The sequence below is a fragment of the Corynebacterium sp. HMSC065D07 genome, assembly GCF_001810695.1.
GTDB classification, from domain to species: domain Bacteria; phylum Actinomycetota; class Actinomycetes; order Mycobacteriales; family Mycobacteriaceae; genus Corynebacterium; species Corynebacterium hesseae.
The window spans coordinates 165,561-190,755 of the sequence record NZ_KV802471.1; the positions used below are offsets into that span (position 1 = coordinate 165,561).

Here is a 25,195-nt window from a genome sequence, read left to right on the forward strand (position 1 = left end):
AGGGCTCGCCCCGAATTAGGGCTGGGCCCAGAAGTCGGAAACGTTGAGTCCAAAGGAATACAGAGCGCGGCGCAGCACCGGCAGCGAAAGGCCGATGACGGAGGAAGGATCGCCCTCAATGCGGTCGATGAACCAACCGCCGAGGGCCTCCAGGGTAAAGGCGCCGGCGCATTCCAGCGGCTCGCCGGTGCGAGCATAGGCCTCGATATCGGCGGCAGTAGCTTCCGCAAAGTGCACCGTCGTGCGCGAGGCCTCCACGAAGCGCTCCTCGCCGCGCAGCACGCAGTGGCCGGTGATGAGCTCCGCGGCGCGGCCGGCCTGCGCGTGCCAGCGCTCCACGGTGGCCTCGGGGGTGTGGGGTTTGCCTTGGAGGGAGCCGTCGAGAAGCAGCATGGAATCCCCGCCCACCACGACGTCCTCGGGATAGTCCGGGGCAATGGCCTCTGCCTTGGCCGTGGCGAGTGCGCAGACGATCTCGGCGGGCTCAGCACCCGCCAGGCGCTCCTCGATGGCCCGCTCATCCACGTGGGCCGGGGCAATGACGGGTTCCACGCCCGCACCCCGCAGGATGGACAGGCGGGACGGGGACTGAGAAGCCAGAACCAGGCGCATGTGCTTAGTAGTAGCGGACGTTGCGGAAGGCGGACGGGTTAAACACGTCGCCCGGCTGGCCCCACAGGTCGCGCTCGGAGCGGGTATCGGCGGCCTTGGCACGCGCCTCGGAGTCGAGCTGGCTGAGCACCGTGGTCAGGGCCGCCACCTCAGCGTCGGTGGGGTTGCCGTTGAGAACGGTAAACAGGGAAGCGGTCATGGGGAAACCTCTACAAAACGATATTGCCGTGTTTCTTCGGCAGGGTCGGAATAATCTTGCGATCCAGCAGGCGCAGTCCCTCAATGAGGGAACCGCGCGTGGCTGCCGGGGTAATAACGGAATCGACGAGACCGCGCTCAGCGGCTTGGTACGGGGTGAGGTAGGCTGCGGCCTCGTCCTCACTCAGCTCCAGCTCAGCGGCCAGTTCAGGGGCATCGGCCACGGCGATCTCGGCCGTCGGCCACGCATAGGACAGGTCCGCACCGAGCTCCTTGGAACCGAAAGCGATGTAGCCGGTGCCGTGCGCGCGGCGCACGATCACGCTGATCTTGCCCACGCTCGCCGCAGCATAAGCATGCACGAGCTTGGCCAACGCTGCCTTCTCCACATCCAGAGCCGGGGAGTCGACGAACTCGACGATGGGGGTGTTGAAGGCATCGCACAGGCGAATGAAACGCGCGGCCTTGGCGGCGGCTGCGGCATCGAGAGAGTCGCGGTTGGCGATGATGCCCACCGTGCGTCCCTCCACGCGGCCGAAGCCGGTGAAGACCCCGCGCACCCAGGCGCCGAGCTCGAAAACATCCTCACAGGTAGCGGTGACCACGTCGGCGAGATCCACGGCGCCGTCATCGCCCACGAGGGTATCGAGCGCGTGGTCGGCCTCGCTGATGTTGTCTTCCACCGAACCCGCAACGATGGTGGCCTCGGTGCGGGGCGCGGCGGCACGGTTATTGGAGGGCAGATAGGAGAGCACGCGCTTGGCGACGCTCACCTCGTGCTCCCCGTCCGCCTGCACGTCGCCGTCGGGGGCGATGACGACATCGGACAGCGCGGCCACGAGCGAGGCCTCCTTGGACTCCGCGTAAACCGCCGTGATCTGCGGGATGAGGCCGGAGGCGGTGGTGGCGCGGGCGAGGATGCGGGCCTGCATGGCGGAGGAGACGATGCCCTCCTGGGCGCGGGGCTTATCGCTGGCAACGAGCGCGACGATGGGCACGCCGGTCTTAATGGCCAGGTCATAGAGCTTGGTGACCTTTTCGCCATAGACCTCGCCCATGGTGCCGTCGAACAACGAGGCGTCCTGCGCATAGGCGCAGACCTTGCGGCCATCGACGGTGCCGAAGCCGGTGACGACACCATCGGTGTAGGGGCGGATGTGCTCGCGGCCGAACTCGGTGGAGCGGTGGCGAGCAAGGGCGTCGGTCTCCACGAAGGAGCCGGCGTCAAAGAGCGCCTCGATGGCGCTGCGGGCTGCCGGGACTTCTCCCTGCGGCGCCCGGGACTCGGTGAGCTTGGCGCTCAGGTCCTCGATCTTGCCAGCGGTCGTCTTCAAGTCAGTCATGGAACACTAGTGTAATACAGTGCTTCTGCTGCACTGATTTGTGCTGAAACGAGCGCGGCCTAGAGCGGGATGTTTCCGTGCTTGCGCGATGGGCGCGCGACATTCTTGTCCGTGAAGAAGCGCAGGTTTTTAGCGATTGCACTGCGGGTTTCGGAGGGGAGAATGACGGCGTCGATAAGCCCGCGCTCTGCTGCCTTATACGGGTTGAGCATGTGATCTTCGTATTCGCGCTCGAAGGATTTGGTCAGTTCCGTCACGTCGAGGCCTTTCTCATGGGCTGCCTTGATCTCTTTGCGATAGATAAAACCGACGGCACCTGCTGCACCCATGACCGCGATCTGGGCGGTGGGCCATGCCAGGTTGATGTCCGCGCCCAGCCCCTTGGAGCCCATCACGCAGTAGGCGCCGCCGTATGCCTTGCGCAGGGTGACGGTGATCTTGGGAACGGTGGCTTCGGCGTAGGCGTAGAGCAGCTTGGCGCCGCGGCGCAGGATGCCGTCGTGTTCTTGGTCGGCGCCGGGGAGGAAGCCGGGGACGTCGACAAGCATGATGATAGGGATGTTGAAGGCATCGCAGGTGCGCACGAAGCGGGCGGCCTTCTCGGAAGAATCGATGTCGAGGCAGCCGGCGAAGACCTGGGGCTGGTTAGCAACGAAACCAACAGTGCGGCCTTCGATGCGTCCGAAGGCGGTGACCACGTTATCGGCGCGGTCGGCCTGGATCTCCAGGAAGTCACCGTCATCGGTGAGGGCCTCGATGACCTCCTTGACGTCATAGGGCTGGTTTGGGGAATCCGGGATGATCTCATCCAGCATGAGGTCGTCGGCGGTTTCTTCGCCCAGGTCTTCGTAGGGCTCAACCGGGGTCAGCTGGCGGTTATTGGAGGGAAGGTAGGTCAGCAAGTCGTGGACCCAATCCAGGGCTTCCTCGTCGCTGGCGGCGGTGTAGTGCGAGGTTCCTGCTTTGTGCATGTGGACGCCCGCGCCGCCGAGTTCTTCTTGACTGACTTCTTCGCCGGTGACGGTCTTGATGACGTCTGGTCCGGTGACGAACATCTTGGACTTCTTGTCCACCATCACCACGAAATCAGTCAGGGCAGGGGAGTAGGCGTTGCCGCCGGCGCACGCGCCCATGATGACGGAGATCTGCGGGACGATGCCGGAAGCCTTGACGTTCTGGTAGAAGGTCTTGGCAATCCAGTCCAGGGACACGGCGCCGTCCTGGATGCGGGCGCCGGCACCCTCGTATAGGCCGATGAGCGGGCGGCCGGTGGTGATGGAAAGCTCCATGATCTTGATCATCTTCTCGCCGTAGACCTCACCGAGTGCGCCACCAAAGACGGTTCCGTCCTGGGAGAAAATGCAGACCTCGCGGCCGTCGATGGTGCCCCAGCCGGTGACGATGCCATCGGTCAGTGGGCGCTTCTTGCCCATGCCGAAGTCCGTGGTGCGGTGCACGGCGAGCATATCGGTCTCGACGAAGGAGCCCTCGTCGAGGAGATAGTCCAAGCGCTCACGTGCGGTGAGGCGGCCTTGGGCGTGGACCTTTTCGTGGGCTTTCTCGCCCATGGGCTGCGCCGCTGCTTCGCGACGCCTCTTCAGTTCAGCGATCTTGCCTGCGGTGGTGTCGGCGCTCAGGGAGTCAAGCTCCGACAAATGTGAGGAAATAGTCATGTTTGGCAGTGTAGAGAAGTTTTGTATGGGAATGTATAGCGGCGCACGGGTGATTTCGCTCACATTTTACGTTCGGGCAGGTGAGGGGCGGTGGAAAAGATGAGGGAATCCTCGCAAACGGCGTGTTGGGTGCATGGCTGACAGTGTAGTGGGCGCGAAATGCGCCGTTTGAAGGGTGGTCGCATGAGAAAACCCCGCCCATGGGGACGGGGTTTGGTGAAGGATTTTATGCAAGCCATCCGAAGCTGTCGAGGAAAAGTTCTACCTCGGCAAGGTCGCCTTCCCGGGGGAAGTCGCCCGTGAGGGCGGCGAAGCTTTCCTCGATGTCGGTATGGGTTGCCGGAATGAGATCGTGCTTGAGTAGATCTTCTGCCACCTGTGCTGCAATGGGTGCAGCGGTAATGGTGTCAAGACCGGTGCCGGTGGCGGTCTTGAATGTGTTAGCAATGGTGGAAATAAAGCCGGAAATAGTATTCATTCTTGCTCGCCCCTTTTTTGCCTCTCGTAGTAAAGGTACGGGGTACCGTACCGTTGGGATTCACCAACTATATCGCGTAAACGCCCAAAACGCTACATAGATTTCAAGTTAAGTTAACTTTTTGTTTACCTTGGCTGATGTGTGACCAGGGACACTCATGAGCTTCCCACCGCGGGGGAGAATTAATAAAGACAAAAAGACAGCCCCGCCGTGTAGGGCGACGGGGCTGTCGGTGCTGTCGGTGGGAGGGGTGTTAGGGGCTTAGTGTCCGCCAGCGATTCCGGCAAAAGGCTCCCAGCCGAAGTAGTGGGCGATGGAGTCCTTTGCAATCCATGTGATAGCGATAAGGATGACGAAGCCAAGAACGGCGTATACCGTCCAGCCAAGCATCTTCATTTGGGGTGAGGCTGCGGTGTCATCAACGACGACGCCTTCGGCGTTGCGGATGGGGTCGCCGGTCATACAGCGCATGCCCAAAGCGAAGAGGAGCGGGATGCCCGCGCCGAAGGCGAGAGCTAGTGCAGCCACACGGATGAGGGCGGTGACGATTTCCATTGCGGTCATGATTGGAATCCTTAGTTGTCCTTGTTGGCGGTGTGGGACTTGACCACATCATTGACGGCGTCTGCGGCGCCGGGGGCGTTGCCGGTCGAAACGCCTGCGGCGACCTTTTCGCGGTGAGACATCGAGGAGTCGACGGACTCGGAGTCCTCGTCCCAGTCGTCGTTGACGTTATTAGCGTCAACCGGGTTGCGGCGAGCGCGCAGGAGGATGAGGGCGACCATTCCCAGCAGGATGATCAGGTCAACGATGGCACCCACCATGGTGTTGGTGGCTGCGCCAACGCCGTTGGCAATCCACCATGTAACGAAGCCGACGAAGGCGGCGCACGGAAGGGTGATGAGCCACGCGGCCACCATGCGCATGGCGACGCCCCAGCGAACCTTCGCCCCCTTGCGGCCCAGGCCGGTACCCAGGATGGAACCGGTGGACACGTGGGTGGTGGACAGCGCCATACCGCCGGTGGCGGAGGTTAGGATGATGGCGGCGGAGGTGGCCTCAGCGGCCATGCCCTGCGGGGACTCAATCTCAACCAGCCCCTTGCCCAGGGTGCGGATGACGCGCCAGCCGCCCGACATGGTGCCGGCGGCAATCGCGACGGCACAGGCCACGATGACCCAGGTCGGGATGCGGGAATCGGAGTTGGCCTCGCCAGCGGCAACGAGGGCAAGGAAGATAACGCCCATCGTCTTCTGTGCGTCACCGGTGCCGTGGGCCAGGGATACGAGGCAGGCGGTCACGATCTGGCCGTGGCGGAAGTGCTCGTTTTTGACCTTGCTCGGGATGGTGTTGGTCACCCAGTACACCAGGGCGGTACCGCAGGCGGAAACCAGAGCGGCGATGAGTGGGGAGGCAATAGCCGGGATGATGATCTTGCCGGCAATGGAGGACCACGCCACGCCGCCGGTGCCCAGGGCTGCGAAGGCAGCGCCGATGAGGCCACCAAAGAGGGCGTGGGAGGATGAAGACGGCATACCAAGGAGCCAGGTAAATAGGTTCCAGGTGATGCCGCCGATGAGGCCGGTGAAGACGACCATGAGCAGGGCGTCGCCGTCGGCGGGGACGGAGACATCGTACTGGTCAAGGTTGACGATTCCCTTGGCCACGGTGGCGGCCACATTGACGGAGAGGAATGCGCCGATGAGGTTGAGGACGGCGGAAATGGCAACGGCGGTGAACGGCTTCAGTGCGCCGGTGGCAATCGACGTCGCCATAGCGTTGGCTGTGTCGTGGAAACCGTTGGTGAAGTCGAAGGCCAGTGCCGTGATGACCACGATGGCCAAGATGATAAGAGTCGCTGACACGAGCGTGATCCCTTTCAGGACTAGGGCAATAATCTGCAAAGAGGGGTCAGCGTGTCGGGGCCAAAGGGGTGGCGCGACGACTGCGAGCTAACCGCGGTTGACGATAGTCCCGAAAGGTAATGGTGCCAATTGTGCGCTAAAGGCCGGTGACCTCGGCAAACAGGCATTATGTATCTTTAATTGGTCATAAAACGCTAAAAAACCTCAAAAGTTACAGCACAATACATCGACTGTTCATGTTCTGTTTACCGTTTTCGTTAAAAGACCGTTAAGCCTCCACCGGAAGCCAGGCATAACCGAAGGGTCCCAGTTCGACTGGTCCTAAGTCTACGGCTTCTTCGGTGAAGTTGTGCAAGCACAATAATTCACCGCGCTGGAATCCCAGCACGCCCGCGTGGCCGGTCTCCACCGCCTCGAAAGGCGCGGTGCCGAGTTCCGGATGCGCCTTGCGTTGCTGGATGAGGCTGCGAATGCGGTGGAGGATCGAGGAGTCGTCGGCAAGCTGCTCCTCCACCGAAATACCAATCCCGCCAACGATGGGGCGGCGCGTCTGAGCGGATGTACTGAAACCTGCGCCCTCGCCCGGCTCCCACTGCATAGGGGTGCGGACAGCATCGCGGTCGGGCAGCTCGGGGGCGTCGTTCATGCCAATCTCATCGCCGTAATACAAGAAAGGCGCGCCCGGTAGCGTCATGAGGAGGGAATAGAAGAGCTCAATCTTGCGGTAGTCGTTGCCCAACAGCGGGGCGAGCCGCCGCGCGATACCCACGTGAGCGCGCATCTGATCATCCGGCAGAAAGTGCTCGTACATGATGGCGCGCTGGTCCTCGTTGACCATCTCCAGCGTTAGCTCGTCGTGATTGCGCAGGAAGGTGCCCCACTGGCATCCCTGGGGCAGCTCCGGAAGCTCCGCCATGATCTCGTAGACCGGTGTGGCGTCACCCAGTGCAAGGGCCTGGTAGAGCCGCGGCATGACGGGGAAGTTGAACACCATGTGGAAGCGATTGCCCGTGCCGTAGAACTCCATGGTGTCTTGCGGCGGCTGGTTGGCCTCCGCGATCATGATGGCCTCGGGATAGTTCTCGTCGATGAAAGCGCGGATTCTTTCCACAAACTCGACTGTTTCCGGCAGGGACTCGCCACCCAGACCATCGCGCTCGTAGAGGTATGCAATGGCATCGAGGCGGAAGCCGTCCACGCCCTTGTCCAGCCAGAAGGAGAGGATCTTGAACACTTCCTCGCGGACCTTCGGGTTGTCATAGTTCAAGTCCGGCTGGTGCGAGTAGAAGCGGTGGAAGTAGTACTGCTTGCGCTCCGGATCCCACGCCCAATTCGAGGTTTCCGTATCGGTGAAGATGATGCGGATCTCTGGGTAGCGCAGGGGATCATCGCCCCACACGTAGTAGTCACCGTACGGCCCTTCCGGATCGGTGCGCGAGGCCTGGAACCACGGGTGATCGGTGGAGGTGTGGTTGAACGCCAGGTCCGTCATCAGCCGCATGCCACGCGCGTGGAGCTCGGTGACGAGCTCCTCGAAGTCCTCCATCGTGCCGTAATCAGGGTGGATGGAGTAGTAATCGGCAATGTCATAGCCATCATCGCGCAGCGGGGAGGCATAGAACGGGGAGAGCCACAGGCAGTCCACGCCGAGCCACTTGAGGTAATCCAACTTCTCAATAACGCCGCGCAGCGTGCCGACGCCTTCGCCGCGGGTGTCCTTGTACGAGCCCACGAGGGCCTGGTAGAAAATGGCGTTGTCGTGCCAGGTCATCGGAGATCCTTCCGTTTAGCCCGCCACAGCAGAAACTCCGCCAGGCACAGCGCGCCCGCGAGGAGCCCCGGCCAGATAGCGGGGGAGGGGTGAAAAAGGTTGAGGACTGCCTGCACCAGCGCCAGGAACGCAAAGAAACCAACGAAACCCAGCGCGGTGTCCCACAGCAGAGCGCGGCGCATTAGGCCTTAACACCGCCGGCGGTGAGGCCGGCAACGATGCGGTGCTGGAAGATGAGCACCATGATGATCAGCGGAATCGTCACCAGTGCGCCCGCGGCCATGGTGGCGGCGTAGGGGTACTCGAAGGCCGAGGGGCCCGAGAAACGCGCGATAGCCACGGTCACCGGCTCAGTGGCGGTGGTGGATAGCTGCTTGGCCAGCATGAACTCGTTCCACGTTGTGATGAAAGCGATGATGGCGGTGGTAAACAGCGCGGGCGCGGCCAAGGGCAGGAGCACGAGGCGGAAGGCCTGACCGCGGGAAGCGCCGTCCACGCGGGCAGCCTCCTCCAGCTCCCAGGGAAGCTGGCGGAAGAAGCTCAGCAGCGTATAGACCGTCAGCGGTAGCGCGAAGGAGATGTTCGGGATGATCATCGCGCGGTAGGTGCCGATCCATTCGAGGTTTCCAAAGAGCTGGAACAGCGGGGTCACCAACGCGATGGCCGGGAACATCGAGGCAGCCAGAATGATGCCGGTGACAATACCTTTGCCTGGGAAGTCGTAGCGTGCCAAGGCGTAGGCGGTAAACACGCCGATAAGGACCGCCACCGCGGTCGTGACCAAGGAAATGATCAAAGAGTTCCCCAGCGCATTGAGGAAGTCATTGCCCTTGTCCGTGGCTAGGGCGTCCCGGAAGTTATCCAGGGTTACGTGCGTGGGCCACGGGGTGGTGTCGAAAGTATGGGACTTGTGCCGCAGGGCGGTGACGACCATCCAGTAGAAGGGCGCGAGCCCCCAGAACATGATGAAGAGGATGCCAAGGTAGTGTCCGAGCTTTTTCATGACTTCTTCTCCTTCTTCTGGCGAGCAGTACCGGACACATCAGCGCCGAGGAAGCGAACGAGAATGAACGCGACGGTGAAGATGAGCAGGAAGATGAGGGTGGATAGCGCGGAGGCAGAGTTGAAGTGGCCCTGGCGCATGTCCTCCACCACCAACTGGGAAATGGTGGCCGTCGGGGAGTTGGAGGAGGCGGAGATCATGATGACCGGCAGGTCGTACATGCGCAGCGCGTCCAGCGTGCGGAAGAGGATGGCCACCATGAGCGCCGGGCGCACCAGCGGCAGGGTAATGGTGAAGAAGGTTTGGATGCGCGATGCGCCATCGACGCGGGCGGCGTCATAGACATCGCGCGGAATCATCTGCAGACCGGCCAGGATGAGCAGCGCCATGAACGGGGCGGTCTTCCACACATCGGCGATGATGACCGCGAGGCGGGCATAAAACGGGTCCGTGGTCCACGCGATGTTCGAGCCGATGAGCGCGTTGATGATGCCGTCCGGCGCGAACATGAACTGCCACAGCTTCGCAGTAACCGCGGTGGGAATGGCCCAGGGAACCAGCACAGCCGCGCGCACGAGGCCGCGCCCGCGGTACTCGCCGTTCATCACCAGCGCCATGAACATGCCCAAGATCGTCTCCAGTGCCACCGTGACCACGGTGAAGAAGAGCGTGATTTTGAGCGCCGGCCAGAAATCGGTGGCGATGACGCCGTCCGGGCATGTGGTGGCCTGGCCGGTGGCAGACATGCATTTATTGGTGAGCCAGTACAGGTAGTTTTCGAGGCCTGCGAATGAGCCTTCCTCGAATACACCCGTAGTCGGGTTAAGCCGCTTGTTGCCCTGGAAGGACAACATCACAGCGCGCACGATGGGATAGCCGATGACCACGGCCAGCGCTATCAGCGCCGGTGCGATGAGCGCAGCGACGCGCAGATACTGTCTGCGGGGCTGCGCGGTAGCCGGTGCTCCAGCCATGCGGTGCCTGCCTTTCTGATTAATAGGGGGAGGGGTTTATCGGGGGTTGGGGAAAATCATAGCGGGTGGCCGAGACATCCTCTGTGCACGAGACCCAGATCAAAGAAAGAGGCGCGGGCAAGTCTCGTGGACTTACTCGCGCCCCATTCACGCTGGGAGCATTAACCCTGCGCGGCTGCCTCGATGGCTGCCTTCATGTCCTTCGTTGCGTCATCGACGGACTTGCCCGCGGTCAATGCCGCGTAAGCGTTATCCTGCACGGCCTTGGAGATGGCGGTGTAGAACGGGGAAACCGGACGCGGTGCGGCGTTCTCCAGGGATTCCTTCAGAGCCGGAAGGTACGGGAACTCCTCCACCAGGGACTCATCGTCGTAGATGGAAGCCAGTACCGGCGGGAAGGAAGCCTCAGCGAAGGACTTCTGGTTCTCCTCGTTGATGATGAACTTCATGAAGTCCAGGGCCGTAGCCTTGTGCTCGGAATTGATGTTGATGCCGTTGTTGTAGCCACCCAGAGTGGAAACACCGACGCCGTCCTTGCCCACCAGCGGCTGGACCTCGAACTTGACGCCCTTTTCCTCAGCGTTGGTGTACATGTACGGCCAGTTGATGGCGAATGCGGTCTTGCCCTCGGTGAAGGCCAAGTTGGTCTCCTCCTCCGTTGTGGCGGTGGAGTCCTTGGAGATGGTGCCGTCTTCGTAGGCGTCGACAAGCGCCTGCAGGCCTTCCTTGGACTTGTCCGAGTCAACTGTCACGTTGCCCTCGTCATCCAAGATGGAGCCGCCCCAGCCCTCGATGAAGCCGGCGGTGTTGACGGTGAGGCCCTCGTACTGCTTGAGCTGGGTGGTCAGGCAGGAGCTATCGTCCTTGATGGCCTCGCAGGCAGACGCGATGTCCTCGAACTTCTCCGGAGCCTTGTCCGCCAACTCGGTGTTGCGGAAGAGCAGCTGGCCGTTGGTGTTCTGCGGCAGCGCGTAGAGGGTGTCGTTGTAGGTCGCGGATTCCACGGTGGGCTCCAGCAGGCCAGAGGTGTCAACCTCCAGGTCACCGGTCAGCGGTGCCAGCCACTGGTTTGCAGCAAAGTCCGCGGTCCAGACTACGTCGAGCGCCATGACGTCGTAGTCGGAGTTGCCCGCTTGCAGGGACTGCACGAGGGTTTCGCGCTGAGCGTCGGCCTCGCCGGCGAGCTCCTTGAGCTCGACCTTCTCGTCCGGGTGCTCGGCGTTCCATGCCTCGATGATGGGGGTGATCTTGTCGGTGTCGTTCTTGCCCATGGCAAAGGTGATGGGCCCGCGGCCGCCACCATCGGTGGAGGAGGCATCGGAGCCAGCGCTTGACGACGACCCCTCGTCGCCCGACGAGCAACCTGCCAAGGTCAACGCGAGGGCAGCGGTGGTGACGACTACGCCGCGGCGGACAGAACGCAGCGAGCTAGGGAGAAACGGCTTCTTCATGGAGTATTCACCTTTCGGAAAACTTCTGATGACTTCAAAATAGGGGATCATCCCCACAAGGCACGTGGTTTTGGCTTTTAATTCACTTCAAACGGGGGTGAAGCTACCCCTGTTAGTGCTACTGCCTAAGCCTCGATGCGCTGGCCGGTTTCCGGATCGAAGTGGTGGGCCTCGCGGGGGTTGAAGGTGAGGACGACGGTGTCGCCGCGCTGCGGAACGTTGTCGCTCGCGCGGGCAACGAAGCGTTGCTCACCCACCATGACGTAGACGAAGGATTCCGAGCCCAGCTCTTCCACGAACTCCACCGTTCCCTGGAAGCCCACCGGCCCCTTATTAATGAATAGTTTTTCTGGGCGAACGCCGACGCGGCCGCCGTTGTAGTCAAAGATATTCATCGCGGGGGAGCCGATGAAGCCGGCGACGAACTCGTTAGCGGGGGCGTCGTAAAGCTCGCGCGGTGGGGCGACCTGCTGCAGTTCCCCGTCTTTGAGCACGGCGACGCGGTCTCCCATGGTCATGGCCTCCACCTGGTCGTGGGTGACGTAGACGGTGGTGGTGCCGAGGCGCTGCTGGAGGCTGGCCAGCTCCGCGCGGGTTTGTACGCGCAGCTTGGCATCGAGGTTGGACAGGGGTTCATCCATGAGGAAGGCCTTCGGCTCGCGCACGATGGCGCGGCCCATGGCCACGCGCTGGCGCTGACCACCGGACAGGTCCTTGGGCTTGCGCTGCAGGTACTCCGTGAGCCCGAGGGTCTTGGCGGCTTCCTCGACCTTGGCTTTGATTTCGGCCTTAGGCATCTTGGCCAGCTTGAGGGAAAATCCCATGTTCTGGGCCACGGTGAGGTGCGGGTAAAGCGCATAATTCTGGAAGACCATGGCGATATCGCGCTCGCCGGGCTCCAGCCCCGTGACGTCTTTGCCGTCGATGAGGATGCGGCCGCTGGAGACCGGCTCGAGTCCCGCGAGGGCGCGCAGGGTGGTGGACTTACCGCAGCCGGATGGTCCGACGAGGACCAGGAATTCGCCATCCGCAATCTCGAGATTGAGGTCTTTGACCGTGGGGTTCTCGGCGCGGGGATAGGTGATGCCGACGATCTCAAAAGTGACCTTTGCCATGGACACACACTAGCACCCAGCGGCACGTGGATTAGGCTGGAATTCGCTATGAAGAAGTTCGCCCCGCTCCTCACAGTGCTCTTGGTTGGTTGCTCTAGTACGGAATCTGCAGAGACTTTCACGCCGCTAACAACTGTTTCCACTGGTACCGCTGACGCGTCTTCGACGCAGTCCACTTCGCCTTCCGCGGCTCAGCGCGATACCGTGTTCCGCGCTATTTTCGCCGACACCGTGGACTCATCTAAGGTCCGCTCACAACTGGTGGACAACGGCAAGGTTGATCGTGACACCATGCGCGCCAGCATGAAGCGGATGGGGCTGGACCTCTCGGATTCGGAAGCGCAAGAATACGGCGAGTGGGTATGTAAGTGGGTCGCCCCGGAGATCCGCTACGTGCTGGTGACTGAAGGCAAACCAGATAGCCTCGGCACGAAAGAACGCGCGGACTACGACAAGCTGGTTGAGGACACCGTGTCCTTCCTAGCGGATTCTCGGCAGATCTCCGTTACGCCTGAACAGGTACCCCATGCTTTGCCGCAAGCGGTCTTGACCACCTGTCTCGACGAGGCCACCGCACACACAATTCTGGCCAATCCGGATTACTTTTAGTTACGTCTAGAAGGCCACTGCCCGGCGGGTAACCTAGGGTGCATGACTGCACTTGATATGGACCGCATCCGCGAGGCGCTACGTGAAGACTTCGCTGTCATCGATTTCACCGAGTCCACTGGCTCCACCAATACTGATCTCATGCAGGCGGAGAAGGTGGCTGATAGCACCGTACTGCTTGCCGACGAACAGGTGGCCGGCAAAGGCCGCTTGGGCCGCCAGTGGGTGAGCCCGGCGGGGGCGCAGCTTATCTTTTCCGCACTGATCCTCCCGGAGTCGCTAGAGCACCTTGGCACCTTGCCCCTGGCTGCCGGTTTGGCCGTGACCGACTCGGTCGAGGGAGCGGTGCTCAAGTGGCCCAATGACGTGCACATCGATGGCAAGAAGCTGTGTGGCATCCTCGCTGAAGCCGGCCCGGTGGGGGAGGCCTTCAAATCTGCTCCGAAGACTGAAGTCTCGAAGGCAGAGGTCAACAAGACTGAAGTTAACAAAGCCGAGATTAACAAGGCTGAAGTTAATAAGGCCGAGATCAACAAAGCGGAAATCAACAAGGCCGAGGTCGCGCCCAAGACTCAAGCCGCTAACCCGCCTTCAGCACGCGTGGTCGTGGGCATGGGCATCAATGTCACCCTGACCCGCGAGGAACTGCCCATCGAGGCCGCGACTTCGCTAGCGCTCGAGGGGCTTGATACCGACCGCACTGAGCTGGCCATCACCGTTCTGAAGAACCTGCGCCGGCGCATCACCCAGTGGGAACAGCAGGACCCACAGCTTATGGCTGATTACCGCAAGGTTTGTTCTTCCATTGGCCAAGAGGTTCGCCTCGAAGCCCCGACCGGCGACGTCATCGGCACCGTCGAGGGCGTGGCTGACGACGGACGCATCAACGTCGGCGGCGAGTACTACTCCGCCGGTGATGTCATCCACCTGCGCCCGGCTGATAAATAAGTCGGCGCGCGTCTTTTCCACGGCTCCTCCTAGCGGAGCCAAGTGGCGAGGTACTCAACCAGGGCACAACTAGGGCACTCATCCAGGGCACTCAGTTACGGTGCTTTCCACATGGCGTCTGTCAAAAGGCATCTATCAAATGGCATTAGTCAAAAGGCGTCTTTGCCCCTGAAAACGCCATCTACAGACCCGCAAAAGGTGTCTTTGGCCCCAAAGACGCCTTTTGACTAATGCCTTCTGTGAGATGCCATTTGCGGTGTTCTTTGCCAAAATAACCCAGAGCCAGCCGTGAACAGGGGAGGAATGGAGTGTACGTGGACGGGAGGTACCATGTGCCCCATGAACCTCATGCAGATGGGCCGCGGCGAGGTTGTTCGCGCGGACATGACCGCCCCGTTTCGCACGCTGCTCTTTCCTTTTCTAGAGCTCGTCGTGATTACTGGGGTGTGCTGGATCGCCATCGGCTGGTGTGACTACAACGGCATTGACCTAGCGCTTCGCAATGGCTTAGTAGCTATATGGGCCTTGCTTGCCGTCTGGCGCTTTGTCCTTCCCCTCATCAAAGCCCGCCGCAAGCGCTTCATCGTGACCAACCTGCGCGTCATCGCCCGCGAAGGCAAACGCGTTGATTCGATCCCACTCACCGATATCCGCGGTGCGCGCCGCCGCCGCGGTGGGATCTCGCTGGCACTTCATGGCTATGACAAGCCGATGTATTTCCCCTCCATCCCCAAGGCCAAACGAGTCGAGGACATCCTCAACGAGCAACCGGTCTGGGGTTAGTCCTTAATCTCCGTCGTATGCAGCTGCTGGTCTAGGTCCTCCGGCGCCAAGTTGGCGGAGCGGAACTCGTGGGTCAGCGGCAAGCGCAGATCGAGGTCCGTGCCGGGGCAGAGCTCAATCGTGGCCTCATCCACCGTGTAGTCCAGCACATGCCCGCCGGAGGTGCGCGCAGCGTCGATGAAGTGCACGTGGCATCCGGGAACGGAGATTCCCTTCTCAAAGACCGGCGTGCGGAAACCGCCGATGACGCCCTCGACGTCGTCAAAGCGCAGCTCCTTGTCACCGCCCACCGCCTGCGCCATCGGCGGGTAGGGCTTGCTCTGCTTGACCACCGTGCGGGTCACCACGTTGCTGAACCGCCCAGAGATGCGCACCGCGTACATGAAGTTAGCGGAAGGCTCCACCTCATCGATGAATGCCGAAAGCTCCTCGCGCCTCAGACCCTTGGGTGCGGCCACCTTAATACGGGGGACGAAGTTCGTCGCCACCGCAAACGGCGTGCCCTGGTCCAAGTCAGCCACCGTCGCGGTGCCATCGCCGCGCAGCTGGTAGCACACCCCGTCGAGGATGATCATCTCTCCGTCCAGCGCATCGAAGGTTCCAATACCGAAATTGCCCTTGCCCAAGAGCTCACCGATGGTCATTTCGCTGTCGTAAATGCCATCCAACAGGGCGGTCATGAGGGAGTTCTGAAAGATGGTATGCCGGACGATCATGGCCCCAAGGCTAGTATTGGAAGAGTGAGTGAACAACACAAACCCCTCGTTACTGTTTATGGAGACGGCCAGCTTGCACGCATGATGCAGCCAGCCGCCGCCGAGCTCGACATCCACCTGCGCGTGCTAGCCTCCGCGCCGGATAAGTCCGCCGCCCAGGTGATTCCGGACGTCGTTCTCGGTGACTATCACGATCTCGACGTGCTCACCGTCGCCGCAGACGGCGCGGATGCAATCACCTTTGAGCACGAGCACGTTCCCACCGAGCACGTGCAGGCGCTCATCGCCGACGGCCTCAACGTCCAGCCCCAGCCTTCCGCCCTCCTCTACGCGCAGGACAAGCTGCTCATGCGCCAGAAACTGGCCGAGCTGGGCGCCCCAGTGCCGCGCTTTGCCGCCATCGAGTCGGTGGAGGATGCACGGAATTTCGCCGCGCTTGTCGACGGTTCCGTGTGCCTCAAAGCCCGCCGCGGCGGCTACGACGGCCATGGCGTGTGGTTCCCGTCCACGGAGGAGCTGGAGCCGCTCGTCGCCAAGCTGCTTGCGGCCAATACCCCGCTCATGGCCGAAGAAAAGGTCAACCTCACCCGCGAGCTGTCCGTGCTCGTCGCCCGCCGCCCCTCCGGCGAGGTGAAGGTCTGGCCGGTCACCGAGTCCGTGCAGCGGGACGGCATCTGTGCCGAGGCTTTTGCTCCCGCCCCGAACCTTTCGCCGGAGTTGACCGAGCGCGCCATGCAGGTGGGCATCAAGGTGGCCACCGAACTTGGCGTTACCGGCGTGCTGGCGGTGGAGCTCTTTGCCTTCGCCACGCAGCAAGACGCCGGCTCCATCATTGCTTCCGCCTCCGGCGCGCCGGGCGCGGTTGTTGAGGAGGACATCGCCGTCAACGAGCTGGCCATGCGCCCGCACAATACCGGCCACTGGACTCAGGATGGCTGCGTGACCTCGCAGTTCGAGCAGCACCTGCGCGCCGTGCTGGACCTGCCGCTGGGCTCTACCGCAGCCCTGGCTCCGGTCACGGTGATGGCTAATGTGCTGGGCGCCGAAGAAGATCCGCAGATGCCCATGCCGCAGCGCGTTCGCGAAGTGATGGAGCGCTACCCAGAGGCGAAGATCCACCTCTATGGAAAGGACCACAAGCCGGGCCGCAAGATTGGCCACGTCAACGTTGTCGGTGAGGATGTGGCGGAAACCCGCCGCATCGCCCACGATGCCGCCCACTTCCTCGTCCACGCGCAGTGGGCTTAATCCCGCAGCGAGCTTGAAACCTATTTAATAAGGAGAGTCTTATGGAACCACTCGTCGGCCTGATTATGGGCTCTGATTCCGATTGGCCCACCGTCAAGCCCGCCGCAGAGGTGCTCGCCGAGTTCGGTGTGCCCTTCGAGGTAGGCGTTGTCAGCGCGCACCGCACCCCGGAAAAGATGCTGGCTTATGCCAAGTCCGCGCACGAGCGCGGCCTCAAGGCCATCATTGCCTGCGCCGGTGGTGCGGCTCACCTGCCGGGCATGGTCGCCGCGGCCACGCCGCTTCCGGTGATTGGCATCCCGCGCGCGTTGAAGGATCTTGATGGACTCGATTCGCTGCTCTCCATCGTGCAGATGCCGGGCGGCGTGCCGGTAGCCACCGTCTCCATCGGCGGAGCGAAGAATGCCGGCCTGCTTGCCGTGCGCATCCTCTCCGCGGGTGACCCGACACTGGTGGACAAGATGGTGGCCTACCAAGAAAACATGGCCGCCGAGGTGGAGAAGAAGGACGAGAACCTGCGCTCCCAGCTCCTCGGGGAGTAATTAGCTGGGAAGCTTGCTCTTGAGATCGGGGTAGGAGGCCTGCGCACCTTCTCCGGTGACGGCGTAAGCCCCAACTCGAGCGGCAAAGGTGGCGGCCTCCACGAGGCCGTCGCCGTGGAGCAACCGGGCGCACAGCGCGCCGGCGAAGGCATCGCCCGCGCCCGTCGTGTCGACGGCGGTGACCTGCGGGGAGGGGACGTCGACAAGCTCAGCCCCTTCGGCCACGAGCGCTCCCCGCGCGCCCAGCGTGAGGACGACCGAGGCAAAGCCGGCCTCCGTCAGGCGCCGCGCCAGCTCCTCCGGCGCGCCCTCGCTGCTCAATCCCAACTGCTCCAGGATGAGCCCGGCTTCGTGCTCGTTGGCTAGCAATGGATCGGCGCGCAGGAGCGCTTCCTTTTCAATCTCGATGACCGGTGCGAGGTTGACCACGACGCGCCCCTTCGCCAGCTCTATGGCCTTGGCACAACCCTCCGCCGGAACCTCGCCTTGGAGCAGAATGAGTTCCGATTCGGTGATGGGGGAGGAGTGGGTGGTGACGAAGGGAGCGTCGACAAGCGCATTGGCCCCCGGCACCACGATGATGGTGTTTTCTCCCTGCTTATCCACGGTGATGACCGCCAAGCCCGTCACCTCCTCGCTGGCTTCGACGTGCGTGAGGTCCACGCCGCTGGCCTGCAAGTAGTGCATCGCGGGCGTGGCGTAGGCATCGCTGCCCACCGCGCCGACGAAGCTGACCTGAGCACCCAGACGGGCGGCAGCGACCGCCTGGTTCGCTCCCTTGCCGCCCGCGGTGATGGTGCCGCCGCTGCCCAGCAGAGTCTCGCCCGGCTGCGGGTGCCGCGCGGTGTGGACCACGAGGTCAGCGTTGATGGAACCGACTACGCACATGCTCATGCTGACTAGTATGCACGCTAAGCTAGCGGGCATGCAGTTTCCGCTTCTGGTGTTGGGCGCGCGCGTGGAGGGCGGCGAGCCCGGCTCGCTGCTGCGCAGCCGCTTGGACCGCGCGGTGGTGCTGGCGCGCGTGCTGCCGGAGGAGCCGATCATCGTGTCCGGTTACGGGGAGGCGGAGCCGATGGCGCGCTACCTCATCGAGCGGGGCGTGGACTCGGAGCGGATCCGTGTGGAGCCGCTGGCTACCAGCACTAACGAAAACCTTGAGCGCGCCCACGCGCTGTGCCCGGACTATGACTATTTCCGCGTCGTAACCAATGACTTTCACGTGCTGCGCACCCGCCTGTGGGCCTGGCACCTGGGGATTCGGGTTCGCATGCATGGTGTTGGCACCCCGCGGAAAGACCGCCCATGGAATTACCTGCGCGAGGTGGTGGCGACTCCGCATTCGCTGCTGCGCATTGTGTGGCGGCGGGTCGTCGCGCAGTGGCCTATGGACTAGGCGCCGAAGAACATGAGCACGATGGCGATGAACCAAATGACAAACCAGTGGCGCTTTTGCGGCGTGGTCGGGTTGGCCTTCTGCTGCAGCGTCTTGAGGAAGTACCACGCTCCGGGCAGCGCGAAGCCGATGCCCATTGCCACATCGCCGTCAGTAATTCCGGTGAAGCCTACGAGGAGCGAGAACAGACTCAAAAGCCCCTTGAAAAAGGAGAAGCTGTGGATCGTGCCTTCCATTGGCTGCTGGGCAGGGGCATGGTCAGGCAGCGGAGCTGGGGTGTAGGCGCGCTCCGGCTCGGCAAAGGGCTCTGCGATAGGTTCGGCAAAGGGCTCCACACTCGGCGCCTCATACGAGTCAACGAAAGGGTTCGCCGAAGACTTCGCGTCTGACTCGCGCGCGGGTTCCGCGAAAGGATTAGACCCACGGCCGGGGAGAGGCTTGTCCGGCTCCTCAAAAGGGTTGGAGTCAAAGGGATTGCTCATGTGGCTTAGCCTATGTCACCAGTGAACCAAAGCCCGAATTAGAGCTTGGCCAACGCCTTCGTGATTCCTTCCTTGAGCGTTGCCTGCGATTGCTTCATTGGATGCGCAATCGCCCGCAGGCCCATGTACGCAATCTGATCCGCAGCCCGGTTCAGCGGGTCGCCCGCATGCCCCAACACGCGGCGGATGGTCACCTCGCAGACTCCTTCCACGTCATGCCACGCCTGCTGGAAGCGCGAGCGCGAGCCCGAGGACAGCCCGCGCCACACCCCGCGCGAGCGCATCGCCTTCGAGCCCTTCTTCCGAATCTGCTCCACCGCTTCCAGAGCAGCTACTGAGTCCGACTCGATGATCGCCTTGGTTGCACCGACCTTGAGCAGGTATTTCAGCGCCAAGGTGAGGGATTCGAGCTCGAGCTCATCGGTGCTGGCCGTCGTCTCGCGCGTGCGCAACCGGTAGTCGCCGTTGCTGGCCACGAAGCACATGGAGCCCTTGAACACCGTGTCCGAGGAGGCGTCCGTGGCGATGCGCACGGTGGCCCCCTCGGGCCAGGAGGAGGCCGTCGAGAAGTTCGGCCACCAGTGCGCCTTCGGTGTGTCCACCTTTACTACTTGCTTCTTGCGCGGGGCCTCGCCTTCCTTCTTGGCGCGGCGCGCGGTGATTCCGGCCTGCTTGCGCCGCACGGAGCTGGCGCTTTTCGACGCCCTATTCTCCTCCGCAAAACTCCCTGTTACGGCATAGCCACGCTTTTCCAGCGCGGCCCGCAACCCCGCCTGCCGGCGCCCGGTGACGATCCACCTGCGTCCTCGGAGCCCCTTGGTGGCCTTTTCGAATTCGCGGACGGCCACCTCAACGATGTCGCCCTTTTTAATCTGGCCCTTGCGCACGAAGCGCGTCTTCTTGGTGTTGACGGCGATGACCCAGCCGTCGACAGTACCGTTTTCGGCGGAATCCCAGCGCTCATCCCACAGCGCAATAGCCACATGCACGGGTGCTGAGATCATGTCTTTGGTGATCTTGCGCGTGCCGTAGGTGCGCGATTGCGTGCCCGTCAGGGCGGAGAGCTCGAGTGGTTCCATCCCCTTTAGTAAACCATTTCACCGCTTCCCTGTAACGCTCGGGCGTCTAGTGCAACATACTCAGTGAGCCCATTAGCATTCTGGAGTTTTATTAGTGTCTGTCCTTACCTTGCCTGGTTCGCGCAAGCGGGAGTTTTCCCGCCTGTTTCGCGAGCATTACCCGGCGGTGCTGGCGTATCTGCGCCGCCGCGTCCCACCGAGCCACGCCGAAGAGCTGGCTGCCGACGTCTTCGAGCGGGCCTGGTCCGGCTTCGACTCCTTGCGCGGCATGCCGCTGCCGTGGCTCTATGGCATCGCCCGCAACGTGATGCGCGAGTTTTACCGCACCCGGCGGGAGACGGAGAACCTCGATGATCATGAGCTGGAATCCTATGCCGGCTATGACGCCGTCGATGCCAACCTCGACATCACTCGCGCGCTGATGCAGCTTCCGCACGCGGAGCGCGAGATTCTCACGCTCCACGCCTGGGAGGGACTCGACCACCCCGATATCGCCGAGGTCCTCGGCATTTCCCGCAATAACGTGCGCGTTCGCCTGCACCGCGCGCGTACCCACCTTTCCGAACTCACAGGAGAAACCGATGCCTAGCTCTCTCGATATGCTCCGCGCCGCCAACCCCGTTCCTGACACAGCGCTTGACGACGCCTCCCTCGCCCGCTCCGAAGAGACCCTCGCAAAGATAACGAAGGGCCGGCCCACGTGGACAATAGCGGCGGCTTCCGTCGCGGTGCTTGCGCTCATCGGTGGTGCCTTCCCGCTGCTCAATAACTCGGAACCCGTGGCCTCGGCCGCGGAGATTCTGACCCAGGCCGGCGAGGCAGCCGCAACCCAGCCCGATGCCGTGGATAAGGGCGTGACCGCGAAAGAATACATGAAGCGCGTCGATACCCTCGGCGATGCCACGGCAATCACCGAATATGCGGTGGATGCTGGGGGAGCCGTGGAGGTCTCCTCGCAAGGAGAGGTTCCGGGCTTTGACCCGCAACCTTCCATCAACCCGGAGGACCTCGTCATCGCGTCCGACCGCGCCGGGCTGGAGAAGCTGGCGGATTCCTTCCCGAACCGCGCGCTGGGCGCGCTGGAGCTGCTGCTCCAGCCGGGCTTGAGCAGTGAGCAGCAGAAGATTGCCTATGACATGCTGGCGGAAGCCGACGGCAACGAGGTCGGCACCGTCGAGGGCGAAGGCGAGGACCAGCTGGTGACCGTGATTCGCGATTCTGACCGCGTCTCCTTCTCCGTCCTGCCCGCCACCGGCCAGCTCGTGCGCGTAGTCGGCCTGGTAGGGCCGGACGTGGAAACCACCATCGACGCCACCGCCATCTTGGACTGCGTGTCCGTGACGGGGCTGGAGGGCCCGGACCGTATCTCGCTGGCCTGTGCGGATAATAACTACCTGGTCAACGAGTTGGACTGGCAGCGCTGGGGAGACGATTCCGCGGAGGCAGACGGCGTGGCCGTCGAGAATGACTGTGACCCCAATTGCGCGGAAGGCACGTTCAATGAGGATCGGGTGAAGGTGGTCGTCGACAAGCGCGTGGCGTGCGGTTACCACGCCGAGGTTTACTCCCGCGTGCGAGTGCAGTACCCGGATGGGCGTGAGGAAGAGCAGCAGATTGGCTGCGCGCCCTAGGTAAGTTCTTAGGTAAGTTGGCGCAGGGCGAACTGGCCGTACATATCACCCAAAGCCTCGGCGGTGTAGTCACCGTCGGGGCTAAACCATTGGGCGACGCCGATGCCCATGTCGATGAGCGCCCAGCAGGCGATTTTGAGGTTTTCGGCGTGGAAGTTGCCCTCGTTGACCACGGCCATCCAGCGGGCGACATAATCGCGGCGCAGTTGCAGGACGACGGATTTGTGGGGCTCTTCGAGGTTGGTGAGCTCGTTGTTGACCACGCGGACGCGCCGGGCGTGGGTGGCGTGGTAAATGACGTGGGCTTTCATGGTGGCGACGAGCTTGTCGCGGGGGTCTTTCAGCCCGGCGAGGCAAGCGGCGTTGGCGCGAAGGAGGTCCTCCATGGCGGTGATGGTGACTTCGGCGAGGAGCTCCTGTTTGGAGGAGAAGTGGTTGTACAGGCTGGAGGCGCGCATGCCGACGGCTTTGGCGATGTCCTCCATGCCGGTGGCGTGGTAGCCGCGCTGGTCAAAGAGGTCGAGTGCGGCGGCGGCGATTTGGTCGCGGCGTCTCTGGTTGGCCATGGTGGGCGTCCTCCTCATTGAGCTAATGGCGGTTAGTATACCTGGTGCTGTGGGGTGGGGGGAGAACGTGTGCTTTCGGACAGTGTGGTTGCTCTTGGCAGACTTGACAGAGGGAGAGAGTCAGGTCACAATTGACGCTAATCGTCATTCGTATTGCCTGTTTGTTGGAGGATTGACCATGTCCCACAACCTCTTCGAGCCCACCACTGACTTCCTGGGCGTTTTTGACAACCTCTCTGAGGCCGATGCTGCGGGGTGGAAGCGAGCTGCTCGTTTCCGCGAGTACTCTGCTCCGGTGATTAACCAGCATTGGCAGGCTGCCGAATACCCGCTGGACTTGGTTCAGCGTTTGGGGGAGCTGGACGTGATGACTGATGGCCTAGCGGTTGAAGGCTATGAAGAGATGTCCACGCTCGGTGCTGGCTTGGCGCTCATGGAGGTCACACGCGCGGATGCCTCGATGGGCACGGTGATTGCGGTGCAGGCGGGGCTGGCTATGCGCTCTATTTCTATGCTGGGTTCTCCGGAGCAGCGGGCTGAGTACTTGCCGCGGATGGCTTCGTGCTCGCTGCTTGGGGCTTTTGGGTTGACGGAGCCGGCCCACGGTTCGGATTCGATTGCCCTGGAGACCACCGCGGTGCGCGATGGCGATGAGTGGGTCCTGAACGGCGAGAAGAAGTGGATTGGTAATGGTGCTTCCGGTGGCATCACGATCATCTATGCGCGCATGGAGGATGGCAACGTTGGCGGTTTCATCGTTCCGCAGGAGGCCCCCGGTTATTCGGCATCCGTGATTGAGGGCAAGCTCTCTCTGCGGGCCATCCACCAGGCGCACATTACGTTGACCGACTGTCGTATCCCCGCCGCCAACCAATTGCCGGGTTGTCGCAGCTTCAAGGATGTTTCCCGCGTGCTGACTGCTACACGCATTGGTGTGTCCTGGATGGCGCTGGGTTCGGCGGTGGCCTGTTATGAGATTGCCCGCTCGTATGTGCTCGAGCGCGTCCAGTTTGGCCGCGAGCTGGCGAAGGCGCAGATCATTCAGCAGCGCTTGGCCAACATGGTCCTCGATTTGAGCCAGATGATGCTGACCTGCCGTGAGGTCTCATTACGAGAAACCGCAGGTACGTTGCTGCCGGAGCAGGCCTCGGCGGCGAAGCTCCACAACACGCGTGCTGCTCGCCGTATCGCCTCCGATGCTCGTGACATGCTTGGCGGGGTTGGCATTTTGCTGGAGAACGACATCGCGCGCCACTTCGCGGACATCGAGGCCATGCACACCTACGAGGGCACGGATACAGTGCAGTCCCTCATTATGGGCAAGAAGATTACGGGCTTCTCGGCCTACAAGTAGCGATTCGAAGTGGCCCCTATTTCACCGTGCCCATCTTTTCCCCACTATCGCGGCCCCTCTAGGTTCGAGTCCTAATGGGGAGGCTACTGCTGGAACCGCCGTGAGCGGTCGCAGATGGTTCTGCTCATAAGGCATTAGCGAGAAGGTTTGTTTGGGGGCAAACGAACCTTCTTTGTGCTGTTAGAAGGTTTACTTGGGTGCAAACGAGCCTTTTGACTAGAGACTTCTGAGTGAAGCCTTGTGAGTGGAACCTTGTGGATTACTTTGTTGAAGGATCAGCCAATTCGATGGATGAGTTGAAGTTATCCACAGGCGGGGAATCGGCCGTAGCTTTTGAGGGCTGGAAGCCACGATGATGGAAGCATGATTGACGATTCACACCTCATTTACCTACGACCCCTTTCGAACAACCACCCCGTGTGGAAACAGATTGCTTCAGGTGAACTTATTCGCCTCACCTCGCGTTACGCTATAAACAGCGAGTACTATTCAACTCTTCCTTACTATCAACGCCATCTCTTTGACATCGTTGCCTTCGGACGTAGCGCGCATCGGTCAGTTCTCGTGGAAAGATCTGCGGCCAAACTGTTGGGCTTGTGGACGCTGTCGTCTCGGGACGCACAGGTTGTTCTAGCACGGCAATCCAAAACAGTTCCGCCGCGACGGCAATGGGATAGTAAGGTGATGTACCGAAAAATGTGGCTGCCAACCTCAGACATTATGGAGCGCTTCGGGCTTCGGTGCACGTCGGTTGCGCGCACCTGCATCGACGTCGCACGGCTTGCGACGTTTGAGGAAGGGTTGATGGCTGTCGACTCCGCTTTGCGCAAACGACTCGTTAGCGTTGACGAACTACGGTCAATGATCACGGCAATGGGCCGTGTAAAAGGTGCAGCTCAAGCTAGGAGAGTAGTTTCGCATGCCACCACCCTCGCCGAATCTCCCTATGAGTCCTTTGCTCGCGGCATGTTGATTGTGGAAGGCCTGGGAAAGAAACTCGTGGTTCAGCCAGAGCTTCAGGGTGGGTATCGGCCGGACTTGCTTATCAACGGCAAAATCATCATGGAAATAGACGGCGCTGTGAAGTACGACGGAGCGACCTACGGAAAATCTACCGAAGCGGTGATACGGGCTGAGCGGCAAAGAGAGAAATACCTTCAGAATCTCGGATACATCGTGTTGCGTTACTCACCACGGGATCTTCTCCAGAACCGAGAACGGGTTCTTAACGAGGTGCGCGGTGCGTTAAACACCGTGCAACCTCGTTCAGCCTAGCGAGCCTCCTTGCCAGCGCGAAGGCGCCGCCAGATGGTTTCATTCAGAAGGCATTAGTGAGAAGGTTTGTTTGGGCAAACGAA

General features: G+C 61.8%; 28 protein-coding genes. 10 read left to right on the forward strand and 18 right to left on the reverse strand.

Annotated elements, in window-relative coordinates:
* Nucleotides 1–15: 15 nt before the first annotated feature.
* The 13 genes from HMPREF2760_RS09840 to HMPREF2760_RS09900 all read right to left on the reverse strand — a co-directional run bounded on the left by HMPREF2760_RS09840 (nucleotide 16) and on the right by HMPREF2760_RS09900 (nucleotide 12,483).
* Nucleotides 16–612 carry a Maf family protein gene (locus tag HMPREF2760_RS09840; RefSeq protein WP_070564901.1) on the reverse strand — a complete coding sequence of 199 codons (597 nt, stop codon included), beginning with the start codon at nucleotides 610–612 and terminating at the stop codon, nucleotides 16–18.
* A gap of 4 nt (nucleotides 613–616) precedes the next feature.
* Nucleotides 617–811, reverse strand: coding sequence for an acyl-CoA carboxylase subunit epsilon (locus HMPREF2760_RS09845; RefSeq protein WP_070528100.1), 195 nt, complete (start codon nucleotides 809–811; stop codon nucleotides 617–619).
* Nucleotides 812–821: 10 nt separating this feature from the next.
* Complete coding sequence (locus tag HMPREF2760_RS09850) at nucleotides 822–2,153, reverse strand: carboxyl transferase domain-containing protein (RefSeq protein ID WP_070564898.1); 1,332 nt, start codon at nucleotides 2,151–2,153, stop codon at nucleotides 822–824.
* A gap of 59 nt (nucleotides 2,154–2,212) precedes the next feature.
* Nucleotides 2,213–3,826, reverse strand: coding sequence for an acyl-CoA carboxylase subunit beta (locus HMPREF2760_RS09855; protein WP_070531065.1), 1,614 nt, complete (start codon nucleotides 3,824–3,826; stop codon nucleotides 2,213–2,215).
* Nucleotides 3,827–4,052: 226 nt separating this feature from the next.
* Nucleotides 4,053–4,304, reverse strand: coding sequence for a hypothetical protein (locus HMPREF2760_RS09860; protein WP_070564895.1), 252 nt, complete (start codon nucleotides 4,302–4,304; stop codon nucleotides 4,053–4,055).
* A 261-nt stretch (nucleotides 4,305–4,565) separates the two neighbouring features.
* Nucleotides 4,566–4,868 (reverse strand): hypothetical protein, encoded by a 303-nt coding sequence (locus tag HMPREF2760_RS09865; RefSeq protein WP_070564892.1) that lies wholly within the window; start codon nucleotides 4,866–4,868, stop codon nucleotides 4,566–4,568.
* A gap of 11 nt (nucleotides 4,869–4,879) precedes the next feature.
* On the reverse strand, nucleotides 4,880–6,169 hold the full coding sequence (locus HMPREF2760_RS09870) for an inorganic phosphate transporter (RefSeq protein WP_070597162.1): 1,290 nt from the start codon (nucleotides 6,167–6,169) through the stop codon (nucleotides 4,880–4,882).
* Nucleotides 6,170–6,437: 268 nt separating this feature from the next.
* Nucleotides 6,438–7,940, reverse strand: a complete 1,503-nt coding sequence (treS, locus tag HMPREF2760_RS09875) for a maltose alpha-D-glucosyltransferase (protein WP_070564887.1) — start codon at nucleotides 7,938–7,940, stop codon at nucleotides 6,438–6,440.
* On the reverse strand, nucleotides 7,937–8,122 hold the full coding sequence (locus HMPREF2760_RS09880; protein ID WP_070564885.1) for a hypothetical protein: 186 nt from the start codon (nucleotides 8,120–8,122) through the stop codon (nucleotides 7,937–7,939). The genes treS and HMPREF2760_RS09880 overlap by 4 nt, the downstream gene beginning before the upstream one ends.
* Complete coding sequence (locus tag HMPREF2760_RS09885; protein WP_070564882.1) at nucleotides 8,122–8,943, reverse strand: carbohydrate ABC transporter permease; 822 nt, start codon at nucleotides 8,941–8,943, stop codon at nucleotides 8,122–8,124. Before HMPREF2760_RS09885 ends, HMPREF2760_RS09880 begins: the two co-directional genes overlap by 1 nt.
* Complete coding sequence (locus HMPREF2760_RS09890; RefSeq protein WP_070531051.1) at nucleotides 8,940–9,917, reverse strand: carbohydrate ABC transporter permease; 978 nt, start codon at nucleotides 9,915–9,917, stop codon at nucleotides 8,940–8,942. Before HMPREF2760_RS09890 ends, HMPREF2760_RS09885 begins: the two co-directional genes overlap by 4 nt.
* A 161-nt stretch (nucleotides 9,918–10,078) precedes the next feature.
* Nucleotides 10,079–11,368 (reverse strand): ABC transporter substrate-binding protein, encoded by a 1,290-nt coding sequence (locus HMPREF2760_RS09895; protein ID WP_070597163.1) that lies wholly within the window; start codon nucleotides 11,366–11,368, stop codon nucleotides 10,079–10,081.
* A gap of 125 nt (nucleotides 11,369–11,493) precedes the next feature.
* A complete protein-coding gene (locus tag HMPREF2760_RS09900) occupies nucleotides 11,494–12,483 on the reverse strand; it encodes an ABC transporter ATP-binding protein (protein ID WP_070597164.1) in 990 nt (329 codons plus the stop codon).
* Nucleotides 12,484–12,531: 48 nt separating this feature from the next.
* Between HMPREF2760_RS09900 and HMPREF2760_RS09905 the strand changes: the two genes are divergently transcribed.
* The 3 genes from HMPREF2760_RS09905 (at nucleotide 12,532) to HMPREF2760_RS09915 (ending at nucleotide 14,823) form a co-directional block, all read left to right on the forward strand.
* Nucleotides 12,532–13,092: a hypothetical protein gene (locus tag HMPREF2760_RS09905; protein WP_070564876.1), complete on the forward strand. Its 561-nt coding sequence runs from the start codon at nucleotides 12,532–12,534 to the stop codon at nucleotides 13,090–13,092.
* A 42-nt stretch (nucleotides 13,093–13,134) separates the two neighbouring features.
* The gene (locus tag HMPREF2760_RS09910; protein WP_070597165.1) at nucleotides 13,135–14,040 is read left to right on the forward strand and encodes a biotin--[acetyl-CoA-carboxylase] ligase; all 906 of its coding nucleotides are present in this window, start codon (nucleotides 13,135–13,137) and stop codon (nucleotides 14,038–14,040) included.
* 339 nt (nucleotides 14,041–14,379) lie between these two features.
* The gene (locus HMPREF2760_RS09915) at nucleotides 14,380–14,823 is read left to right on the forward strand and encodes a hypothetical protein (protein WP_070521601.1); all 444 of its coding nucleotides are present in this window, start codon (nucleotides 14,380–14,382) and stop codon (nucleotides 14,821–14,823) included.
* Here HMPREF2760_RS09915 and budA read toward each other — a convergent pair.
* Nucleotides 14,820–15,539 carry an acetolactate decarboxylase gene (gene budA, locus HMPREF2760_RS09920; protein ID WP_070564871.1) on the reverse strand — a complete coding sequence of 240 codons (720 nt, stop codon included), beginning with the start codon at nucleotides 15,537–15,539 and terminating at the stop codon, nucleotides 14,820–14,822. The genes HMPREF2760_RS09915 and budA overlap by 4 nt on opposite strands.
* Here budA and HMPREF2760_RS09925 point away from each other — a divergent pair.
* A complete protein-coding gene (locus HMPREF2760_RS09925; RefSeq protein WP_070597166.1) occupies nucleotides 15,525–16,787 on the forward strand; it encodes a 5-(carboxyamino)imidazole ribonucleotide synthase in 1,263 nt (420 codons plus the stop codon). The two genes, budA and HMPREF2760_RS09925, sit on opposite strands and share 15 nt — an antisense overlap.
* Before the next feature lie 41 nt (nucleotides 16,788–16,828).
* Nucleotides 16,829–17,329, forward strand: a complete 501-nt coding sequence (gene purE, locus HMPREF2760_RS09930; protein WP_070597167.1) for a 5-(carboxyamino)imidazole ribonucleotide mutase — start codon at nucleotides 16,829–16,831, stop codon at nucleotides 17,327–17,329.
* Here the strand turns inward: purE and HMPREF2760_RS09935 are convergent, their stop codons facing one another.
* Nucleotides 17,330–18,223, reverse strand: coding sequence for a ribokinase (locus HMPREF2760_RS09935; protein ID WP_070597168.1), 894 nt, complete (start codon nucleotides 18,221–18,223; stop codon nucleotides 17,330–17,332). It lies immediately after the preceding gene.
* A 31-nt stretch (nucleotides 18,224–18,254) separates the two neighbouring features.
* Here HMPREF2760_RS09935 and HMPREF2760_RS09940 point away from each other — a divergent pair, with 31 nt between their 5' ends.
* Nucleotides 18,255–18,725 carry a YdcF family protein gene (locus HMPREF2760_RS09940; protein ID WP_070531112.1) on the forward strand — a complete coding sequence of 157 codons (471 nt, stop codon included), beginning with the start codon at nucleotides 18,255–18,257 and terminating at the stop codon, nucleotides 18,723–18,725.
* On the opposite strand, the gene HMPREF2760_RS09945 is transcribed toward HMPREF2760_RS09940, so the two are convergent.
* Entirely contained in the window at nucleotides 18,722–19,207 is a 486-nt protein-coding gene (locus HMPREF2760_RS09945) for a hypothetical protein (protein WP_070597169.1), read from the reverse strand. The genes HMPREF2760_RS09940 and HMPREF2760_RS09945 overlap by 4 nt on opposite strands.
* A gap of 38 nt (nucleotides 19,208–19,245) precedes the next feature.
* Nucleotides 19,246–20,286 carry a ribonuclease HI gene (locus tag HMPREF2760_RS09950; protein WP_070531032.1) on the reverse strand — a complete coding sequence of 347 codons (1,041 nt, stop codon included), beginning with the start codon at nucleotides 20,284–20,286 and terminating at the stop codon, nucleotides 19,246–19,248.
* 94 nt (nucleotides 20,287–20,380) lie between these two features.
* On the opposite strand from HMPREF2760_RS09950, the gene HMPREF2760_RS09955 reads away from it, so the two are divergent.
* Together HMPREF2760_RS09955 and HMPREF2760_RS09960 are read left to right on the forward strand one after the other, a co-directional pair.
* On the forward strand, nucleotides 20,381–20,875 hold the full coding sequence (locus HMPREF2760_RS09955; RefSeq protein WP_070531030.1) for an RNA polymerase sigma factor: 495 nt from the start codon (nucleotides 20,381–20,383) through the stop codon (nucleotides 20,873–20,875).
* Nucleotides 20,868–21,917, forward strand: a complete 1,050-nt coding sequence (locus tag HMPREF2760_RS09960; protein ID WP_070521311.1) for a hypothetical protein — start codon at nucleotides 20,868–20,870, stop codon at nucleotides 21,915–21,917. The genes HMPREF2760_RS09955 and HMPREF2760_RS09960 overlap by 8 nt, the downstream gene beginning before the upstream one ends.
* A gap of 8 nt (nucleotides 21,918–21,925) precedes the next feature.
* Here HMPREF2760_RS09960 and HMPREF2760_RS09965 read toward each other — a convergent pair whose 3' ends face one another.
* Nucleotides 21,926–22,483: a TetR/AcrR family transcriptional regulator gene (locus HMPREF2760_RS09965; RefSeq protein WP_070597170.1), complete on the reverse strand. Its 558-nt coding sequence runs from the start codon at nucleotides 22,481–22,483 to the stop codon at nucleotides 21,926–21,928.
* 178 nt (nucleotides 22,484–22,661) lie between these two features.
* Between HMPREF2760_RS09965 and HMPREF2760_RS09970 the strand changes: the two genes are divergently transcribed.
* Nucleotides 22,662–23,837, forward strand: coding sequence for an acyl-CoA dehydrogenase family protein (locus HMPREF2760_RS09970; RefSeq protein ID WP_070597171.1), 1,176 nt, complete (start codon nucleotides 22,662–22,664; stop codon nucleotides 23,835–23,837).
* A gap of 363 nt (nucleotides 23,838–24,200) precedes the next feature.
* Nucleotides 24,201–25,112, forward strand: coding sequence for a DUF559 domain-containing protein (locus HMPREF2760_RS12615; RefSeq protein ID WP_083304511.1), 912 nt, complete (start codon nucleotides 24,201–24,203; stop codon nucleotides 25,110–25,112).
* The last annotated feature ends 83 nt before the right edge of the window (nucleotides 25,113–25,195 follow it).

Coding starts and splice junctions, on each gene's coding strand:
- HMPREF2760_RS09935 (WP_070597168.1), bottom strand. CDS start 18,223: ATGAGCATGTGCGTAGTCGGTTCCATCAACGCTGACCTCGTGGTCCAC.
- HMPREF2760_RS09950 (WP_070531032.1), bottom strand. CDS start 20,286: ATGGAACCACTCGAGCTCTCCGCCCTGACGGGCACGCAATCGCGCACC.
- HMPREF2760_RS09940 (WP_070531112.1), top strand. CDS start 18,255: ATGCAGTTTCCGCTTCTGGTGTTGGGCGCGCGCGTGGAGGGCGGCGAG.
- HMPREF2760_RS09860 (WP_070564895.1), bottom strand. CDS start 4,304: ATGAATACTATTTCCGGCTTTATTTCCACCATTGCTAACACATTCAAG.
- HMPREF2760_RS09855 (WP_070531065.1), bottom strand. CDS start 3,826: ATGACTATTTCCTCACATTTGTCGGAGCTTGACTCCCTGAGCGCCGAC.
- HMPREF2760_RS09925 (WP_070597166.1), top strand. CDS start 15,525: ATGCCGGACGATCATGGCCCCAAGGCTAGTATTGGAAGAGTGAGTGAA.
- budA (WP_070564871.1), bottom strand. CDS start 15,539: ATGATCGTCCGGCATACCATCTTTCAGAACTCCCTCATGACCGCCCTG.
- HMPREF2760_RS09900 (WP_070597164.1), bottom strand. CDS start 12,483: ATGGCAAAGGTCACTTTTGAGATCGTCGGCATCACCTATCCCCGCGCC.
- purE (WP_070597167.1), top strand. CDS start 16,829: ATGGAACCACTCGTCGGCCTGATTATGGGCTCTGATTCCGATTGGCCC.
- HMPREF2760_RS09965 (WP_070597170.1), bottom strand. CDS start 22,483: ATGGCCAACCAGAGACGCCGCGACCAAATCGCCGCCGCCGCACTCGAC.
- treS (WP_070564887.1), bottom strand. CDS start 7,940: ATGACCTGGCACGACAACGCCATTTTCTACCAGGCCCTCGTGGGCTCG.
- HMPREF2760_RS09960 (WP_070521311.1), top strand. CDS start 20,868: ATGCCTAGCTCTCTCGATATGCTCCGCGCCGCCAACCCCGTTCCTGAC.
- HMPREF2760_RS09850 (WP_070564898.1), bottom strand. CDS start 2,153: ATGACTGACTTGAAGACGACCGCTGGCAAGATCGAGGACCTGAGCGCC.
- HMPREF2760_RS09890 (WP_070531051.1), bottom strand. CDS start 9,917: ATGGCTGGAGCACCGGCTACCGCGCAGCCCCGCAGACAGTATCTGCGC.
- HMPREF2760_RS09915 (WP_070521601.1), top strand. CDS start 14,380: ATGAACCTCATGCAGATGGGCCGCGGCGAGGTTGTTCGCGCGGACATG.
- HMPREF2760_RS09895 (WP_070597163.1), bottom strand. CDS start 11,368: ATGAAGAAGCCGTTTCTCCCTAGCTCGCTGCGTTCTGTCCGCCGCGGC.
- HMPREF2760_RS09840 (WP_070564901.1), bottom strand. CDS start 612: ATGCGCCTGGTTCTGGCTTCTCAGTCCCCGTCCCGCCTGTCCATCCTG.
- HMPREF2760_RS09880 (WP_070564885.1), bottom strand. CDS start 8,122: ATGCGCCGCGCTCTGCTGTGGGACACCGCGCTGGGTTTCGTTGGTTTC.
- HMPREF2760_RS09885 (WP_070564882.1), bottom strand. CDS start 8,943: ATGAAAAAGCTCGGACACTACCTTGGCATCCTCTTCATCATGTTCTGG.
- HMPREF2760_RS12615 (WP_083304511.1), top strand. CDS start 24,201: ATGATTGACGATTCACACCTCATTTACCTACGACCCCTTTCGAACAAC.
- HMPREF2760_RS09910 (WP_070597165.1), top strand. CDS start 13,135: ATGACTGCACTTGATATGGACCGCATCCGCGAGGCGCTACGTGAAGAC.
- HMPREF2760_RS09945 (WP_070597169.1), bottom strand. CDS start 19,207: ATGAGCAATCCCTTTGACTCCAACCCTTTTGAGGAGCCGGACAAGCCT.
- HMPREF2760_RS09905 (WP_070564876.1), top strand. CDS start 12,532: ATGAAGAAGTTCGCCCCGCTCCTCACAGTGCTCTTGGTTGGTTGCTCT.
- HMPREF2760_RS09845 (WP_070528100.1), bottom strand. CDS start 811: ATGACCGCTTCCCTGTTTACCGTTCTCAACGGCAACCCCACCGACGCT.
- HMPREF2760_RS09865 (WP_070564892.1), bottom strand. CDS start 4,868: ATGACCGCAATGGAAATCGTCACCGCCCTCATCCGTGTGGCTGCACTA.
- HMPREF2760_RS09970 (WP_070597171.1), top strand. CDS start 22,662: ATGTCCCACAACCTCTTCGAGCCCACCACTGACTTCCTGGGCGTTTTT.